This is a genomic window from Enterobacter cloacae complex sp. GYL001, from assembly GCF_049237125.1.
GTDB classification, from domain to species: domain Bacteria; phylum Pseudomonadota; class Gammaproteobacteria; order Enterobacterales; family Enterobacteriaceae; genus Enterobacter; species Enterobacter hormaechei_C.
On record NZ_JBMKGW010000020.1, the window covers coordinates 46,470 to 65,297 of the forward strand.

Annotated in this window: 13 protein-coding genes; 1 reads left to right on the forward strand and 12 read right to left on the reverse strand. The window is 41.5% G+C overall.

From position 1 onward, the window contains the following. Positions 1-31: 31 nt before the first annotated feature. From ACOTWU_RS22470 to trhI, 4 genes are all read right to left on the reverse strand, one after another. Positions 32-1,009, reverse strand: coding sequence for a hypothetical protein (locus tag ACOTWU_RS22470; protein WP_000810361.1), 978 nt, complete (start codon positions 1,007-1,009; stop codon positions 32-34). Between the two features lie 60 nt (positions 1,010-1,069). Continuing rightward, entirely contained in the window at positions 1,070-1,447 is a 378-nt protein-coding gene (locus tag ACOTWU_RS22475; RefSeq protein ID WP_000120822.1) for a hypothetical protein, read from the reverse strand. Between the two features lie 57 nt (positions 1,448-1,504). Further along, positions 1,505-2,377, reverse strand: coding sequence for a hypothetical protein (locus tag ACOTWU_RS22480; RefSeq protein ID WP_000041927.1), 873 nt, complete (start codon positions 2,375-2,377; stop codon positions 1,505-1,507). Between the two features lie 394 nt (positions 2,378-2,771). Continuing rightward, a complete protein-coding gene (trhI, locus tag ACOTWU_RS22485; protein WP_000517885.1) occupies positions 2,772-4,556 on the reverse strand; it encodes an IncHI-type conjugal transfer helicase TrhI in 1,785 nt (594 codons plus the stop codon). A 179-nt stretch (positions 4,557-4,735) separates the two neighbouring features. On the opposite strand from trhI, the gene ACOTWU_RS22490 reads away from it, so the two are divergent. Then, entirely contained in the window at positions 4,736-5,608 is an 873-nt protein-coding gene (locus ACOTWU_RS22490; protein WP_000771834.1) for a hypothetical protein, read from the forward strand. 28 nt (positions 5,609-5,636) lie between these two features. Here the strand turns inward: ACOTWU_RS22490 and trhN are convergent, their stop codons facing one another. From trhN to hdtA, 8 genes are all read right to left on the reverse strand, one after another. Then, positions 5,637-8,825 (reverse strand): IncHI-type conjugal transfer protein TrhN, encoded by a 3,189-nt coding sequence (trhN, locus tag ACOTWU_RS22495; protein ID WP_000776701.1) that lies wholly within the window; start codon positions 8,823-8,825, stop codon positions 5,637-5,639. 18 nt (positions 8,826-8,843) lie between these two features. Then, positions 8,844-9,899: an IncHI-type conjugal transfer protein TrhU gene (gene trhU / locus ACOTWU_RS22500; RefSeq protein WP_181231580.1), complete on the reverse strand. Its 1,056-nt coding sequence runs from the start codon at positions 9,897-9,899 to the stop codon at positions 8,844-8,846. A 144-nt stretch (positions 9,900-10,043) separates the two neighbouring features. Next, positions 10,044-11,555 (reverse strand): TrbC family F-type conjugative pilus assembly protein, encoded by a 1,512-nt coding sequence (locus tag ACOTWU_RS22505; RefSeq protein WP_001256132.1) that lies wholly within the window; start codon positions 11,553-11,555, stop codon positions 10,044-10,046. Then, positions 11,542-12,054 carry an IncHI-type conjugal transfer protein TrhF gene (gene trhF, locus ACOTWU_RS22510; RefSeq protein ID WP_001286760.1) on the reverse strand — a complete coding sequence of 171 codons (513 nt, stop codon included), beginning with the start codon at positions 12,052-12,054 and terminating at the stop codon, positions 11,542-11,544. The genes ACOTWU_RS22505 and trhF overlap by 14 nt, the downstream gene beginning before the upstream one ends. A gap of 277 nt (positions 12,055-12,331) precedes the next feature. Next, positions 12,332-16,636, reverse strand: a complete 4,305-nt coding sequence (rsp, locus tag ACOTWU_RS22515; protein WP_062676728.1) for an IncHI-type conjugal transfer protein RSP — start codon at positions 16,634-16,636, stop codon at positions 12,332-12,334. Between the two features lie 119 nt (positions 16,637-16,755). Beyond that, positions 16,756-17,310, reverse strand: a complete 555-nt coding sequence (locus ACOTWU_RS22520; protein ID WP_000235773.1) for a plasmid transfer protein — start codon at positions 17,308-17,310, stop codon at positions 16,756-16,758. An 8-nt stretch (positions 17,311-17,318) separates the two neighbouring features. After that, positions 17,319-17,744 carry a hypothetical protein gene (locus tag ACOTWU_RS22525; protein ID WP_000836981.1) on the reverse strand — a complete coding sequence of 142 codons (426 nt, stop codon included), beginning with the start codon at positions 17,742-17,744 and terminating at the stop codon, positions 17,319-17,321. Beyond that, on the reverse strand, positions 17,734-18,186 hold the full coding sequence (hdtA, locus tag ACOTWU_RS22530; protein ID WP_000952689.1) for a H transfer determinant A: 453 nt from the start codon (positions 18,184-18,186) through the stop codon (positions 17,734-17,736). Before hdtA ends, ACOTWU_RS22525 begins: the two co-directional genes overlap by 11 nt. Positions 18,187-18,828 lie beyond the last annotated feature (642 nt).

Genomic DNA, 18,828 nt, shown 5'->3' on the forward strand with positions numbered 1-18,828 from the left:
CGCCCTCTGGCAGATGTTTGCCAGTGGCATTTTATTTGAGATTCATTTGGCAAATAGTTGCCATCAGTTTCCTGATTTGAGGCACATTATAACCAAGATGATTTCCCACTATTTCAAAAGCTTCAGACATGATCCATTCAAAATGATTTTCGAATATTGGATTTATTTCTAACTTGCCAAAAGCGTTTCGTTTAGTTAACAGATCACATGAAACAAGCTCGTCAAACAACTCTAATGTGGATTTAAAAGCTTTTATGTAAACATCCATAATTTCCCTGTCAGTCCATTTAACAGCCAGTTTTTTTTCTGACATTAAATAATCCTGATCAAAGAAGATGTCCCAGCCCATATCGTCATTGCAATCATGCAAAATGATTTCATCATCATTCCTGCATTCAGCTAATTTCGTGTTTTCACTAATCGAACGATGCGAATGATAATAGAGCCATGATTTTAATTCCGCTCTAAATTCACATGCATCAAGTCCATGAGATAAACAAGTGTATTCAAATGATTTTGACATATACCACCGTGTTTCAGCTTCTAAAAGTGGATTCACTGTGATATTACCATTGTCATCTTTGAAGAATAACTTTCTCCTCAACACTAGTTCTTTAATGATTTCCAAAGACTCTTCCATAGCGGATAGAAAAACAACATACACATCCTCAGGGGTCCATTCTATTACCAGACCACCCAAATCTGGGTTATATTCTTCAACCGAATATAGATAATCTGTTTCTGCTGCAAAATTAATTGTATGCAAAATCTGATTTTTAAGTAATTTGGATTTTTCATAAAGGTGATTTTCACGCCTTTCAGAATCATAATTTATCTCAGAAATGTTACTTTCATCTGATTTAAAGTTTAATCCGGACGTGTATGCATCATTTAAATGCTCTTTGGGTGAATCAACTATTTGCGTTATTTCATCTTCATCTATATCGAATATAGAAAAAAAACTAAGTTGATTACTACTTATTGCAGTAGCCCTAAATTTTTGTTTCATGGGGACTCCAAAAGGAGAAATCCCATGAAGGGATTTCTCCCCTTTAGGGTGGGTTTAATGTCAGATCTGATTAAAGCTACTTTGTCCAAAACCTTTTAGAGGTTTAGGTATGTGAGCCAACTTACTTGTTGCTACCACTCTCATGTAGTCAAGAGGATGTTCTCTCCCTTCAATCATAATAGTATCGACAACAATATAACCGGAGACCATCAACTCATCACCCTGATTTATACCAGTGAAACAGGTTGAATACATTTCAGGCGACACCTTGATTTGAACTGAAAATTCTCTCTCAGTGATTTCACCATCAACTTCTGTCTTCATCCTATTTTTGAGCTTTATTAACAAACCTATACTCTGGTCAGTCATTTTTTTCTCCACAGCACTGATAACTATCCCGGACACTTTTACTTCATTGATATATTCAAGATATGACATTTTCCGCTCCTCGATTTGTTCAAAGAGAAGCCCCGTTAGGGTTCCCCCTTAACAGGATTAAATAAATTTATTAGTTACATACATGAACGTGCAGACTACCAAACAGGCAATTCCGGCAATATGTAACCAATTTCTTGTTGGTTTAGTTGGTGCAATCGCTAAAGAGTTCTCCAACTTCTCTGTTACAAGACGTCGATTCTCTGCTTTAGCCGCATCATCTAAATATTGAGTTTCACGCTTAGCGAGAGTCTCAATTTTCGATTTTATTGCATGGTCCCATCCTTTAGTTTCAAAAACGCTTAACTCACTAAAGGTGTGCGTCATGAGATCTTCTGGGAAACCCAGTTTTTTCATTAACGGACGAATGGTATCATACATTTTTTCTACATTTTCGTAGTGGGCCTTTACTGCGACATCAAAACGCTTACGTAAAGTTAATTTTTCACGTTTGCAAATGATGTCCGAAACCCAATTTATTAACTGCTCATTTTTGAGTTCACTGGCTTTTTCAAGTGAGTAATCCAGATTATCCACGTCAAGAAATGAATTTAATCCGTATTTTTCAAACTCCTCAACAAGATATTTATCCAGTTCAGTTAAGCTTTTAAAAAGTGGTACATCTGGGGAAGCTTTAAGAAGCTTATAAGCTCCTTCGAAATCAATTTTCTTGACCACGAGCTCCACAACATCCACATGATAATAGCTTGAATAAGCAGAAAGCTTTTCGGCCAACAAAGACACAGGCTTAAGAGACTTAAGTTCAATGATATTTGGGCCGTCCTCATTCAAAATAACAATCAGTTCATTATCACGTTCTGTATATTTCATCAGAACTTCTAAGAGCTGTTTGTTTAGCGCCTTATCCATCTCTGGAATAATTTCACTAAAGGTTTGATGAAGGGCTTTACTGCGAGCTTTATTTTTAGACATTTGGGGTCACCTATATATAGTAAGAAGGAAGAAACAAATTTTTGTTTCAACACGAAGGCAAAGCCTGTCATTCATCTCCCGTAAGCTATGAACCGCCTGATTTATACTATCTGGCATTAGAAGTACGCAACAAAAATAGCCCCAGGAGGAGCTAAATTAGTTACGGTTTGGTAAATTCAGATTGCCTTTTGCAGGCATGGGAAGTGCACCAGCGACAAAGGTGACATTTTGCCGGTGGTGTCTTACAGCTTGTTTAAGCTGGCCGCTTTTCACGGCTAAATCAACGCTTAACGCGAAAGTAACTTTAAGCAAAGTTACTCAAATTTGGGAGCTGATATTTAAGCTCATTGTTTTTATACTATAGCTTTAAGCATAAGTAAATGCCCATATCGAATTATTCTGTATAAAGTGGAGAAATTCGAATATTAGCTGCTTCTTTTATCTTTTCTTCACTGCATTCTCTTAAAAAGAAAGAAGGATCACCATACCACATTACAAAAAGTTGCTTTTCTGCACGCGTAAATCCAACATAAAGCAAACGTCTTTCTTCTTCTATTGCCTCCTCCCCAACTGATCTTTTACTTGGTATCTGATCCGCATTACAACTCATTATTATTACTTTATTCCACTCAAGACCCTTTGAACCATGCAAGGTTGATAGGACTACTTTCTCTGGGCTGTATTCCTCGTCCTTCTTCCTAGGGCCTAATGACATTGCAGCAGCACGATTTATCATATTCATCCAACCAGTCTTTTCTGCCCACTGTTTACAAGTGTCTAAAGCAATTTTTGTTAAGGTTGCTGTACCTTTATTACTCCTCATCTTGATTGACGACGATTCCATCCATTTCGTAAGGTTGGCGAAACGTTTTGCTATCTCAACTTTATCAGAACTTTCCTGGGTAAAGCGCACGAAGTTTGAATGTAATGTTTTTGTTTCGAGAGAACTGTCCTCCGGGATGGCAAGGTCGCCAAAAGTAACTTTTCTTCCTCTCATACTCAATGCCACTTCATCCAAAACTGATTCCTGTTCTCCAAACAATGCCAATACTCTCTTCATTAAGCGAGGATCATTTGATTGTCGGAAAAAGGCCATAAGGCTTAACACATCGCTTGTTTCTTTTTCATCCCAGAATGATTTACCTCCGTAACGAATTACTGGCTGTTCGATCAAACTTTCTAGCTCATCCAAGTGAGCATTATTGCGGCTTAGAATTGCCCATCCATGTGGATCCTGATTTATAAGGCTTAAAATACCCTGTATCTGTTCCTCCATATCTACATATGAACGAAAAGTGACCTTTCCCCCTCCCTTTTTTGCCGAGCGTAACTCTTTGGCATAACGGTAAACATTCTTTCCTATCAGTGCTCCGGCCACCTCTAAAATTTCAGGTTCACACCTAAAGCATGTGTTTAAGTAAAATATGTTAGGTCTGAAGTGTTTTTCAAACTGTTGAAATATTTTGACTCCTCCTGAGGATCTGAAGGAGTAGATGGCCTGATCATCGTCTCCAACTATACTCGTATAGACTCCAGCTCTTGTATGCAATGCTATCCATGAGAATTGTATAGAGTCAGTATCCTGAACTTCGTCTACTATCAAATGTGTCAAATCTAACGTGCGCATTTTTCCCGAATGCATTTGACCGACAACAAATTTTGAAAGAGCATTGAGGTCCGCCACATGGTCTTTCTGGCATAACGCCTGATAGGTATTAAACAAATGGATCTGTTGTCTGTTATGCCGAACTGAAATCACATCCGTATCCATTTCTCTGCCGATAGCATCAATAACGAATTCAGCTTCAGCAAACTTCATCGTTACACCGGATTCTTTCAAAGCCCGGTGAATGACAGATCTCTGTGCTGGCCCTATCAACATCTTTCCCGGCCAGCGAATCATGTCCAGTTGCTTCTTAACGAGTCCGTGAAAAGTATCCACCAGCACCCGGTCAAGATCCTTCTTGCTCAATCGCTTTTGTAACTTTGCTGCAAGTGCGTTTGTTGCAGCGCGAGTAAAGGTCACCATCCCGATTCTTGCATATGGATACTTTTTGAGAATCGATATAACCGCTTCTATCATGGTGAACGATTTGCCTGATCCAGGCGCTGCTATCACCATATTGTTTGCGCTAGCATTCTCGATAACAGGTCTTTGCTCTTCTGTTGGCTTACCCATTTCAACCTCATTACTTCGTTTTAATAATTATACATTTTTATAAAAGCGCTTTTCTTGTGTACTGCTGGTTCTACTGGAAATCACTTTTTTTCCTTTTTTATGCAATCAGGTTGTTTGTGAAACGCGTGACTATGGAATAATGGTTCCATCTCCAAAAGACATTACAAAAAGGGCTTTAAATGAAACTTTTACGTTTAGTATCTCTGGTCTCTTCTGTCGTCATTGGTTTTTCCCTATCGGGTTGTGCCGGTGACACCGGCACTACGCCAGGCACCGCTCTGAATGCGTACAGTCACGGCCAGTACTGGCATGCTAATGCAAATGATTCTGTCGCCAAGAATGCCTATTCGTTTGCTGGTTTCGACGTTAATTTTAAGGAGCAAGAGGTTACTCCTGGAGGGGATGCCGACAACTTTCTTTCTAAGTATCTCATCAATAGTTCGATGGGCTACGTAACAGGCGGTCTAAAAGGTTTTGGGATCATGAGCCTCAGCTCTTTGTACAGTTCTTCTGACGCCGAATACATCCAGGTCAATCAATACCTAGTGTTCGTCCCCAATCCAAAAAAATTGCCTTACAATGATGAAAGTTTGGTACGTGAGGGAGCTAAGTATGTTTTTGAGCATACAAAAGCAACTCAGGCCTCATTTGGATACAACCCTGAAAAACAGAAAGCAGCTCTGGCCACATGTAAAATTGATATGGCAGTCGTCAATAAATGGAGTACCTGTGATCTGCCCTCTAAGCCTGATGCTGATGTTTTCCCTACAGATTCAATGTACAGCTTTCAGGCGATTCGCCCCGCAACAGGAACCGAAATTCCTGAGCTAAACCTTCCCGCTGGTGATTACGCTGTAATTCGTTATGTGTTCATCCCATTTAAAGGAAACGAAACAAGCGCTGATTTTTCGGGTATCATTTTCCGTTCTGATAGCCCAAATACAACAACTCCAGGGGGTGTTGCAGCCTCCATCAACGGAAAAGATTATTACCTCTTTACCGGTGAATACGGTAAAAAAGGCTTCCCAGAAAAAACATTGAAAGCCAAGTAATTAAAAAAGGGGCCTAACGGCCCCTTCTTCAATATTTCGGCAACTGCTTGCCCGTAACCGGATCCAGCGTAGTTGAACCTACCTCACATATGGCCGGTCGAGGTAAATAGCTACAATCTACATTTTCCTCTTTTATAGCCTGAGCATTTTCTTGTCTGGCCTTTATCATATTTTCTTCACCGCCCATTGCTTCCTTGGTACGTTCTGATGGAAGTTGATAGTTCTCATTCTGGAATGGTAAGTTTTCCACAATTGATTCTTCGGAGAATTTTGAATATTGATCAGGAACTTCTCCTACCTGAACTGCATCATTAATCCACTCCGTCAGATCAATTTTATCGAAATCCAGTTGCTGTATTTGCTTTATTGATAGCCCCACGCAATTAGAGGCGACAGGGTCTATTCCTAATTGCGGATAAGCTTGTTGCATAATAACGCGTGACAACATGGAATTATAACAGCACATGTCTGTTGCTTTTTTAACGCATTTCTTTGTGAAACCAACATTCAGATATTTGACGCATCGTTCCGTATCTAATGTAAAACAGGATTTTTGATTCTTATGAATAGAAGCTTCCATCTCTTTCTGGTCGCATGCTACCAACATTTCTAAAAGCATTTTAGTGACCTGATAGGCTGTATAAATCCAACCGATCACGTTTAATGCAAGCATAAAGTTTTGAACCGCAGCCGAGAAGACAACCTCTCCTCCGGTAGTAGCAACGTTCTTAAAGACAAAGTCACGAACTGTATCTGGTAGCAATTCGTAGGCTTTCTTCATTGCCATCTGCTTAAGCTGACCTATACCGAAGCTGGACATTGTTTCCTGTGCCAACTGGCCAGCACCTCCTGCCCCTCCAGAAGTTGCGGAAGACCCAACTGCCCTGCTTAGATTACCAGCGACGTTTTCATATACGCTCGTTAAGGAGCTCGTGACGTTGTTCCACATTTGCCCTACTGTTTTACCAGCTGATGCAGTCCACTCTCCGACCGCATTAGACATAGAAGCCCATGTACCTGTATCACCGCCGGTCCATTTTATTAGCTGAGCATTAACTCTGGTCCAGTTTGTGTTTCTGATCATAGATCCGGCAAGCATGATACCTTCAAGTGCTCCTGCGGTTCCCTGTGGTGCTTCGCAGCAGTCCGTCTTTGCCAGGCCATTTACAAAGCCTACTGAACGACCACACCATTCAGGTTTTCCTTCAAAGACGGAACATGAATTGGCATCGTTAGGGTCTTCGCATTTGGCTTCGCCCTGCATGTACTGAACCATGTTTGAATAAGCCGCAACTTTTCCAAAATCGTTGTTCTCTTCCTTTGGCCCAGTTTCGCATGTTCCACCTGAACATGGGATCATGCCAACACAGGCATTTGTAGAAGATTCAACCTCCCGAACTACATCCTTCCCTCTGTCACAGGTGTATTTCTGTTCATACATGTAGCAACTGTTAGTGCCCTCATCGAACCAACCCTCTGCACATGTTTGTTTATCGAGTACACATGCTGCATCATTTTTATAAGCACTACATGCATCAGGCATACTCTTTATTTCTTCATAGTTGTAACAGAGGTCCTTTCCATTAGCGTCTTTCATAATTTTTCCACTAGCGTCATAAGAGCAAATTTTGTCTTTGGCCAATGGATCACAAAAGTAGCCTTCAAGGTTTGTCTTCCAGGTAAGAAATCCTTTATCACCTTCATACAGAGGCTTTGCCAATGAAAGCACGCTTTCCGGAAGCCGTTTTGTGCCAACATCCATATCTTTAAACCGATCGAAACGGCAGAATGTATTCGGAGCTTGTACAGCATCGTAACAACCAGCTGGTTCCTGGACGTGCTTATCTTCGAGCTTCATATTTTCAAAAGTCAGCTCAACCTCAAAATACCCTTCACCCTTCCCACCAACCCATACTCTGGATGCCATTGTCACTTCTCGATCAGGCTCCTCATACACCGATTTTCTGACCTTATCAGTCACATCGTAAACCTTGTCGAGTTTCCACGATTTTTTTAACTCCCAAGATCCCTTAGGAGCCGGATAGTCACTTTCTCGATATGCACCATCTATGTGAGCAAAAATCTGCGTGCCATCAAGTGTTACCCGCATGTGGTCATCCCACTCCGCGTTAACAATCTTTGCTGAGGCCAATTTTGCATCCGGATGGAATTTTAATGTCAGTTCGTTATCATATACCCCGTCACTCCAGTAGTTGTCATCACGGCGACCAAACCATATACGCACACAATTATCGCCGCACATCGACATGTCTCCGTTTCCGCCTGAAATGTAAACAGGGACTGAAAAATCACGGGTTATCGTGCAGCTGCTGAAGTTATCTTGCTTAGGCGAGTTACAGTAGAACTCTTTGTAATCAGGATAGTGTGTGGTTACTGTTTTTTTAGAGGTCTCAACATTACAGTTCTGAAGCCAGTTTCCAGTACCAGCAACAGCATTTGTTATCTCATTTCTCCCCGCAGTAAACATGGGATCGTTAGGCTTTATAGATGATGCCGGGTTGTCCTTGTTAGCATTTACGAGGGTGCGGTAGGCAACGCCATCATAACTTTGAGCATCAAATAACTGGCTTTTCCGATTCTTTATATCGTTTACAAAGCCATCCTCATCCCCATAACGATCTGCGGCATTGAACTTAATATCGCTGTGCTTTTGCTCTGAGCTGAAAATCTCTCCGGTATTTGTTTTGGTTCCAGGAGTAGTATTGGGATTACTGCTTATACCAATGTTGCCATTAGCATCCCGAGAGAGCAGCTTTGCCCCTTCCTTGGTATAGTTTGAATTGATTGTCCCTCCAGACATACTCGGCAGTTGTACGGCGCTACCAATGGACTTTCCATCGGATGCGGCATTTTTCATGACACTTTCATTTGAGTTCCCTGCCCCATACTTTCCGAGATTAAGATTAGCGGATTCGGCTTTACCCACGTATTTCTCGGTGATCTTCCCACTGACATTCTCGCCTGAATCCGCATTCTTGTACTTCTCAACAATGTCCTGAGCACTGGTTGTCGCATTGCGATTTGCGTTAGGATTAGCAAGATTAAAGTTACTTTCGAGCTGGTCAAATATAGCGTCTGCCGCATAAATACGAGGAGTCATTACCATATTTATGAGAGAGATATAAAAAGCCCAACTCATAGTATTGGCAATCATTGATGCAATAATAGTTGAAGCTATCGTTTTTCTAAGTTTCATTATTTTTACCCTTAGAAATCAAGCGCCTGGTATATATCTGACGCAACAGTCATTGTAACGCCACAACATATAGACATAATTATCATTGCCTATTTTTTTGCGCCCACCTTTAAGGGTTGACCAGTCATGTACCGAATCACCAAGACGATGACAGCAATCCGGCCCTTTCGCCTCAGGAGTTGGGAAAAGCATTGAAAGCCGATACTGGGAACGAGGTGTAAAGTATTCCCACGTTTTCTCACACATTGCGTCTGCTCCCATCGTTCGCATCAGCATTCCCTGGCGATGTAGTTTAGTCAGAAGACGCTGGGTTATCAGTGAACTCGTCCTTACAGCGTCATCATTTGCGTAAATGTGGCCGGTTAATGGATAAAGGTTGCCATCGCATCCGGCACAAAAGTATGCAGCGAGATTATCCTTTCCTGCTGTTACTGCTACACAGTCAGCAGCGCACACCATTGAGGCAATTGGGTTTGCAAAAACTACTGCCTCTGGATTCAGGACGAGTGTAAGCAGATCACTTTCCCACATAGGGTCCACTTCGCTTATATAGGTCAGGCTGGCATCTATATAGGGTTCAGCAGTGCACTCGCCAATAATCAGTAATTTGAGCATTGTCATGATTGGGAACTCCCAAAGATGAACATCGTAAAATCCGGCTTCAGTTGCTGTCATTGGCTGATTTGTGTTGCTTTTACCAATATCAAACTGCGATTTTTGAAGCATCGTGCCTTCAAGAAAGGGGCTGCACCAGGGGCTCTTTACAACTTCAACAATCTTCACCGGCTGAAAGAAGCTCAATTGCCAACCTATTTCCGGTACGCCGTTCTGATCTGTGCAGTAGCAACCCGGACGTGAAGGAGCAGCGCCTTCTGGAGCTGCCCCTATGCCCATTATCCTCATGGGAAAAATGCAGCTCCAACAGATATTCTTAATCAAGCCCTGCCACACTCCAGCTGACTGACACATAGCCCCAGGGACTCCAGCATCTGCTGCCATAGCCATACCCGGTATAGAAAGCGAAAGCATAACTGCTACAATGAACTCTAAAAGTAACTTTTTGAATTTTTTCACCATCATGCTCACTTGGATGTAATAAATGTTGCAACACTTTCGATATAGTCGACGGCTTTGGTAAAATAACTTCTCATCTGGTCCGGATAATTTAGCGTCAGCCATGTTGCAAAGAGAGCGCCTATAATAAATCCGAGTTTCATCTTATTTTTCCTCTGAAAGATTTGGGGCTCCGATACCACGGACTTCTGCCTCGCTAAACAGGGTGATCCGGAATTTATCTTGGTCAGTAGTTATAAGCGCAGGTGTGTTTTTAATCTGAAAGCGTGAGATGATCTGTTCGTTAACTTTAAACACCTTACCGTTAAATTTTTCACGTAAATCATTTAGGTGATCCCATCCATTATCTTTTTGGATACGGGTAAACATTGGCATTACTTTTCCACTACCCAGACGTTGTCGATACTGCTGCTCAGCCCATACCAGCTGGCCCGGATTGAGTGGATCGAAAATTATCATCGTCAGGTTTTGAGGAAATCTCGAAAGTGGATTAATCAACTCACCGGCGGAAGCTATTACACGGCCCTGCTTATCTTTTACGTCCTGAGTGACCCTCACTGTAGGGTCAATTAAAAATTCTTTGTGTTCCTGGGCAGGAGGGAGGTCGACCATCCATTGATTTTTCCATGTGTCAGAAACGGCCCTTTTTTTTGCACCTTCCCAGTCATATTTTTGTGCACGTTCTTCCAGTTCTTTAATGATGCTCTTTTCTTCAACGGGATAAGTGGTACCAGCAACCGGGAAAATATCCTGATCGGGTTTTTTAGCAAGTTCTCGCTGAAAAAACTCAACGTTGAAGGAGCCTACCATTTTTGCAAAACGAGCTTGCTCCCTAGAAATAATTGTCGGTACTTGAGTTACTTGATACTGACTGAAGCTATCAGGATCAATTGTAATCAAAGGAGATTCAAATTTTCCTTTGACAATCATTTGGTTTATTGCTGCCTGTGTCTCTGGTAGCCGAGTAGTTCCTTTCTTTAGACCATTGAAAACTACACGAGCTTTATGCTCTGAGGCCGTACGTAGAAGGTCTTCCAGTACATAATCCGGCAAGCTAAATGAAGCAAAGATCGTTATTCCATTTTCAGTTGATAGTGCTTCTTCACGTGTGCTATCCATTTTTCTTTCGAAGTCAGCAGCTGTGATGCCCGAGGAACCAAACAATTTTTCGATATTTTTAGATTGTCCTCGCATGACTTCCGGCTTATTTTCCACAGCTTTCAGAGCCGCTTCATTAAGGCTGGCGTTTTCTTGAATTTCATCACGTCTTCTAATTATATCGTTGACAGCTTCAGAGTTATTACTTTGGGCCCTGATAGCCTGGGTATGGTCTATAACTGCTTGAACACTATCCGCATTCATACCGGGGACGTAACCACGGTTTATTTGCTTGCTCAGGTCCTGGTTTTTTTGGAGTGCTTCAGCTTGCGCTATGTACTTCTGCACATCTGGTGATTTTAGCGTAGCATCAAGGCTAAGAGCCCCATCTGGCTGCTGTGCACCTTTAGCCTGTGCCCCAAGCCCTTTTGCTTGCTGAGCGATTAGGTCAGCATCATGTTGATACTCAGTGCTTGCATTTGTATTACTTAAAACTGCACATAACGCAAGTCCAGGAAGTATTGGTAAATATTTTTTATTTACATTAAAAGATCGCATATGTTTTCCCAATTACTGAATTCAGCTTTACTGTTCCCCAAAAACGGGAATCCCATGAGTGATCGGTTTGCCCAATTAGGAAAACTTCGCCTTCAGGAATTATCAATTCTTTTTCAATCAAAATGGACGGAATATTGTATTTCTTCGAAATACGACGTGCATTAGCTTCAAAAAATTTGTCCCCGTTATAAACCCCATCCATTGTTACTTTAAGTTTGTCACCGCCCACACCGGCAACAATTTTTATGACTCGTTCATTTTCTGGGATAAAACGTACCGATTTCGGCATGTTAAATGCTATGAGTTCACCAGTTTTAATACTTTTATCCGAATGATCAATCATATAAAAATCAGCAGGCAGGCACCCATTCAATAAACCGTATCCAAATGTATAACGGGTGAAAAAGACACACATAACGAGAATCAGCAATAAAATATTAAGGGGGACATACCAATCCAGTATAAGCAGCCCTCTCTTTTTAGGTATGTAGTCGCTCATATTTTTCTCACTGGCACTGAAGAATATTTTTACTAGGCAGATGCACCTCTATCCAAGTAACTATTATCCATGTTTTTCAACGCTCGGAAGTCTGCAAACTAACCTAATATTCACCTATAAGAATGTTAATTCCTCAGCATGTATACGCAGCTTTGTTAGCGGCCATGAAAGATGCCTTTGGAGCAAAGTTACTTTCCGACATTAATTTTTCAAAGGTCCAATTATTGGGTATAAAAAAGCCGGGACATAATGTCCCGGCTTTATATTTAAAAATTAACTACTCACTGCTTGGTATTGATACAGTGTTTTCAGACTTACTTGCCTCTTCAGCCGGTCCGAAAACTGTCACGTGCTGTGTTGCAAAGTCTCCACTATCATCATAAGCAATTACTTTTATGTCCTGCTTACCACGGTTAAGGTTTTTAGAAAGTGTAGCCGTACTACCGAAAACGTTCCTTAATTCGCCGTTGATGAACCATTCATATCTAACCATTTTTCCATCAGTATCATCACATTTATTGGTAAAGCTCCAGCTTAGGTTGGTTTCCGTGTAGCTCAATGTACAATTAGGCACTGCGTTTTTAACGACATCAAACTCAACAGATGCTGAACCTCTCTGTCCAAGTTTACTAACAACATCAATTGTAATCTCGTATTTCTTTTCTTTTAAACCCGAGATCAGTTGAGCCCAATAATTTTTGCCGCTGGGTATTACTTCACCGTTCACCTTGTATGTGACCGTATCTATCGAGTCCGCCGAATGAGATAGCTTGATGTTTGACCTTAAGGTTACATCGAGTGGAGCTCTCATATATTTGTTAGAGAACTTGGGTGTCATCTCAACGTTCATTGGCGTTTGTTCATCGACAACAAAGGTATTTTCGATACGCTGTTCATTGTTTCGGTTATCTTTGAAAACAACCATCAATGTATATTTGCCAGGATTTTCAATTGTAAATTCTTTGGTGTCACCTTCATCTTTAGTGATTACCAGATTCTCTTTGTCGTAGATCCATTCACGGGAATAAGTAACACCAGGATAGTCTCCATCCTTAATACCGCTCAACGCAACGCGTAGGGTGGTCGGTGCCATGTCGTATTTAAGTTTGGAGCTTATTTTCATCTCGGGAAATTTATAAACCCACGATTTGACAGAAACTCTACGGGTAGAAACCGTATTCTCCTTATTGTCCGCTAACCATGCACTGTATTCAAAAGCAGCATATCCCTGTTTATCCAACATTTGCTCAGTAAGGGTAACAGACAGTGAAGAGCCCTTAAATGTCTGGCCATCCGGTGTTTTCCATTCTTCAACTACGTTATTACCATTCTGGTACTTACTGTTAGGGTTCGTGAACTTACCTTCCAAAGTAACTTTTTGACCAACCTCTACCTTTGAAACCCCCGTTACCGAGACAGAAAGGCGCTTGGGTTTTGCGGCTGCCAACCGAGCAGACGTTTCCTTCCATGAAGACTCCTCTGCCAGTTCATCGGAATCAAGGTAACGCATCCGGGCATAAATCGTAGACGGTAGGGTATCAGCTGAAGCCACAGTGTAAGTTGTATCTCCCTGCACCCAGTTGACTTTATCCTCTGACCAGAGAACCTCAGCGGTGCCTGCTGGTATAGGTTCATCGTTATCAAGCAGGGTTACAGGTATATCTGAGCCCTGAAGAATGTCTGTAACATCTATACTGAGCTTAGGCTGCTTGTAGGTAACTACCGTTAAGGCATCTGTGTAGGAAATCTTGGATGTGAATTTATTAGTCATTTTTGCCCTATAAAGCCACTTTCCTACTTCTGTCTTTTTGATACTTACACTTCTCTTTCCGGTCATGTCGGAAAGCATGGTCCAGGTTTGACCATTATCAGAGGACTGCTGCCATTCGGTGGGGGCGAGTGCATCAGAGTTAGCCGTACTGGCAGATTTGAAGCTTACCAGAGTACTAAGTGGGATCCTTCCGATAATAAGGCTTTTCGACAGGTTACCCTCCAGTTCCTCACCTTTATAGATTCGAATGCCTACAGCACTGGTCTCACGTTTCATTTCAAAATCAGAGAATGGCGATCTGACCTTAGCCACACCAACCAGACGCATATTACCCAGATCCATATTTTCAATTTTAATCTTGGTTTCGACAATGCCCGCATCATTGACCGGCAATGCTTCAGTCAGCGCAGTTCTTTCGTATGTAGTTTTATAACGGCCTGTTTCTGGATCTTTGCCGTATACACTTTTTTGAGAGTATATCGTGACGTCCCATTCTCCCATTGTTTTACGGTCAAATGCACTTTTACGTGTGGAGTTGTTATAACGCCCCACTGTTACCTTTAAGGGCACTTCAAGAGATGTGGCTGTTTTTTTGTCATCCACTTCCATCGATGCTCGAATATTGAAATCAGGCACCGTATATACGTTGAGGGTGTCTGTAGTTCTTAATTCTGGATCCTTTGAGTATTCTACAGCTATGTCAAAGACGTTCTTTGTCCACAATGGTGCAGCAGCAACCTTGACCCTTTGTACAAAGGTCGTTGCATCGTTGTTTGAGGAACGATTTTTAAATGACGTTTTGACAGCCTCAGAGCCGTTTTGAGAGACGATCATCGTAACGTCAGCTGGTACCACCTTCGCTAATATTCGAGCGGCCTCCCCCCCGGTCGTATAAGCCAGAGCAGTGTTCGGATTGATGCCTGCTATGACTTTATTCTTTTTGTAAGAGATGATCGGGTTGTATGGTAATTGTGTGGTCAGAGTACGGCGATTCCTTGCGGAAACCGCTTTAGAGCCCTTCCCGTTAATCATATAGACTTGATAGTCGAGCAGATTCTCACCTGTTTTATTAAAGAATCCAGTTAGACCCGGGGTACGTCCTTTAAAATAGAACTCCAACCCATCAGGGACATTGTTCCACTGAGGGTAGCATGCTGTAACATCTGATTTTTCCCCATACCAGGCGAGGTAAGCATTCGCATTTTCCTCTGTGGTAAACAGAGTGCATTTATCACCAGCTGTTTGACTAAGCAGGTCCGTATACTGACGTACGCGCGAGTAAAGAGTTACGTTTTTTTCCAGATTCTTAAGAGTGAATCCAGTAGGTTGATAAGTGAACACGGTACTGAAATTTACGTTTTTTCCATAAAGGTTTTCAGCCACCACAGTAATCTCGTGATCCGAATTAACTGCTAAATCGTCTCCAACCGGCAGGTAGTAAATACCTTTATAATTTGTAGGTGTTAACGAAACTACTTTGTTGTCTATTGTTACTGATTTTATGTCAGCAACCCCAGCCTGCCCCTGGAAAGCTGCAACGATAATCTCGTTCAGGAAGTATACGGGTGCTCGTTTAGTTAATACCTGCCCATCTTTGAGAACCATAAGCGTTGGGTTATCAGACAGCATCAGTTTGCTTTCAGGCTCAGTGTACGTAGAAGAGTTTTTGCTCGTATTTTCTACTGTAAAAGTCGCTGCGTAGGACCCGTTTATAAGATCCGTTAAGTCAAAGATATAGAGGTACTCATCACCGACTTTTTGAGGTCCACTTACCGGCTGTAAAGTTCTACGTAAAGGGGTTGCCCAGGACTGTTTGAAATCAATCTCAGTGCCATCATCTAAAGTCACTTTAGTCGTCGGCTTAAACACGCCATCCGGAGTCATAGTGAGCGACATAGCTGTTGGGAGCCACCATTCACCTTCTGTTTCTTGCTGGGGTACCTTAACGGCCACAGCAACGGTTTTGGCTCCGGTATAGATGTCCTGGCCACCTACTTTGATTGTTTTAGCCTCATCGGTAAAATTCCAAAGTGTATGGTCTACTACAGGAGGCCGATAATCCCAGTTAACAACAAGCTTTTTGGATTCAGGAGGTGCGAAATAATTATTCTTAGAGTTTGCTGTAATTGTGATATCACGTGAACCCAAAAGTTCATCTGTATCACTGGCCTTAATGCTTCCAACTTCAATGGTACAGGAAGTTCCGCCAATAGGTACTTCACAGGCGGAGCCTGAACCTATTGAGATGTATTGAATATAATTGCGGGGTTCAACAGAAACAGCGATATCTTTGATCGCTTCATCCTTTAAATACGATTTGAAAGAAAAGCCGTCATAGACTAATCCGTTCAGGGATGATTTAAGACCGGTGATAGTTGGTTTTACCGGTGCCACACTTTTGATTGAATATTCACCTTTTACTATTTCAACTTTTTTCCGTTCAGAACCAGAGAAGTAAGAAATCTTGTAAGGTAGTTTTAAATCACCGGTGGTGTTGGGAACGCCTGAAAGAGTGAAGCCGTTAGAAGTTAATTCCAAGGTATTGGGTAACCACTCAAAAAAACAAACGAGGTTATCAACAGAGGAAGTCGCTCGATCATCAACCGTTACATTACAGGCTGTGCCTGCACCTGAGGCAGTGATAGTGTTAGAATTAACGTATGCAACAAAGTCGCCCGGCCCCGGGTCAAAGGATACGGCTGGCAAATCAGCCTGTAGCTTTCCTGAAATCATAATCGCTTCAGCATAGACCGCTTTAATCGGAGCAATTAAAGAAAACAACAGGGCTAAACCTAAACCTGATTTTCTCATGACGAATACCTGTTTTTCTGAGCAAAATTAAACTCACTTTACGATGAAAAACAGAAATATCCGTTCGTATAACATTTAAAAAAACCTGTATTTTTCCGTATATTCCGTATGTTAATGCGCTATTTTGAATTCTTGGCTTCAGATAAGCGAAGCGCGGTAATTATAGACTCGGAGCTTACCCAGGGCGTTTTTTGAGCAAGATATCCAAGTATGTAGAGGCCAATTTTAACGCAATCCATTTGTGAGACGGGGACCATGTGCATGAAGGGTTTTAAGCCATCTTTATCGACTGGAACTATCCCTGCGGATAACAACAAACCGCCCCTCTCGTTTGGGGTAACGCTTATATTTTTGTATACGACGTGGCCATGATGTGAGGTTTTCCTCTTATCAATCTTTAAAGTATGCATGATTCTAAGAAATACAGATGCCATCTGCATAACTTCATTCGTCGACAATTTTAGAAGTACAGAACGGTTTGAGCCCCAGTCATAATCTTTTTTTGCGTTCCTTGGAGCGACGTGCAATGTAAGATAATAATTATCAATCTCATTTGAAAAAGGTGAAGGTTTTGATGAGCTAACATCTTCATTGTTCATCTCAATGACAAGGGCTGCATCCTGACCAAATGCTTTAACATTATGGTTTTTAAGAGCGAAGTCTGAAGTTGCCATATAAAAAGTCACTTTTGATAAAACCACATACCGCCTAATGATTCATCATCGGCAAGATGCTTGAAATTTGATAGTGTAAATCCTGTTTTGGTTTCAGAAATCACCAGGCTGTAAGATGCCGTATGTACAAGGCGAGAATTGTTTAGATCAAGATCATCACAAAAACCAGGGCTTTTGACGGGGTCAGCCTTTTCAACAAAAGTTACTTTTGAAGCGATGCCGTTGATCACGATTTTCTCGTTATCAGCAATTTTAATGTTTAAAGAAGGCGAGCTTTTATCACATGGCAGGAAGAGTGATGTCTTTTTAAATGTGTTTCCAGTGAAGTCCAAAAGGTCAGGTTTAACCGGAACATTGTTTAGGATTTTATAAACTCCAGCAAATGCACATAACACAACAAAACCAGATAAAACATATCTAATCTTAGACTTCATCCCCCAGTTCCTCTCCTAAAAGTTTTAACGCGCTTACGCACATAAGCCTCAACTGATACAGTAAGTTATCAGCGGTTATTCCACCAACGAAGGTAACTGTACGTCGTATTGATGCTCCGCCAGGCTCGCACTGGATATGGCCAATACCAGAATCACGGAGGAAGTCATTTTCTGCACTTACAAGGTCTGACTCTACAGGTGGAATGATAACTTCAATGAGTATTGTATCAACTGGGGCCCACTCCCAATCGAACTTAAGAGAGGAAATTGGGGATATAGAAACAAGAAGCTCATCAATATTAAAAATTACGGGTTTTATTCCCATAACCTCAGACTGAATGAAGTGGCTTTCTACCATAACTACCGGAAACTCTGAAATAGTCAGAACTCCGATTAACTGGTCTCGGCGTAAACCATGTATTAGTGAGTTGCGAGATAGCATTCGATCAGCCTTTATTATAATAATCAATCATTTGGGACAAGGACAAAAGGGATTACAGAAACGAAGATTCTACATGAACATCGTTGTCAGTGACCTTAGGTCCATCGGGTATAAGGGTATCAAAAAATCCTTACATAACCATTAAACCACAAAGACTTTTTACGTAAAATAATAATTAAGTACCAGATTTATTAAGATAATTCTTAGGTTTTTTACAAATTTAGGAAAAATCCGCACTTCCTGTAACAGCATCCAAATTAACCTAAAATACCGTTTCATTAACAGTAATTTTACAGATTCAGCTGAAGCCTGAGTTTATTATAACAAAAAAAAGGCCAGCAAGTATGCTGGCTTTCCTGGTAAGACAAGTTGAACTCAGAAGTCGATTGTACTGTCTCTCACCTATCTTGCCAAAGTCGCTAGTCGCTTGTTTGCCTTAGCTTTAGATTTTATGCTTATGGAGGCGGTTTGATTTTCATCCGATACTTTTTCTAGCACTGGCACCACAGAGGAAATGGACTTTTCTTTTGAAATTTTGGATGCACCTGGGCTTTGTTGAATAAATCAGATTTCGGGTAAGTCTCCCCCGTAGCGGGTTGTGTTTTCAGGCAATACGCACGCTTTCAGGCATACCTGCTTTCG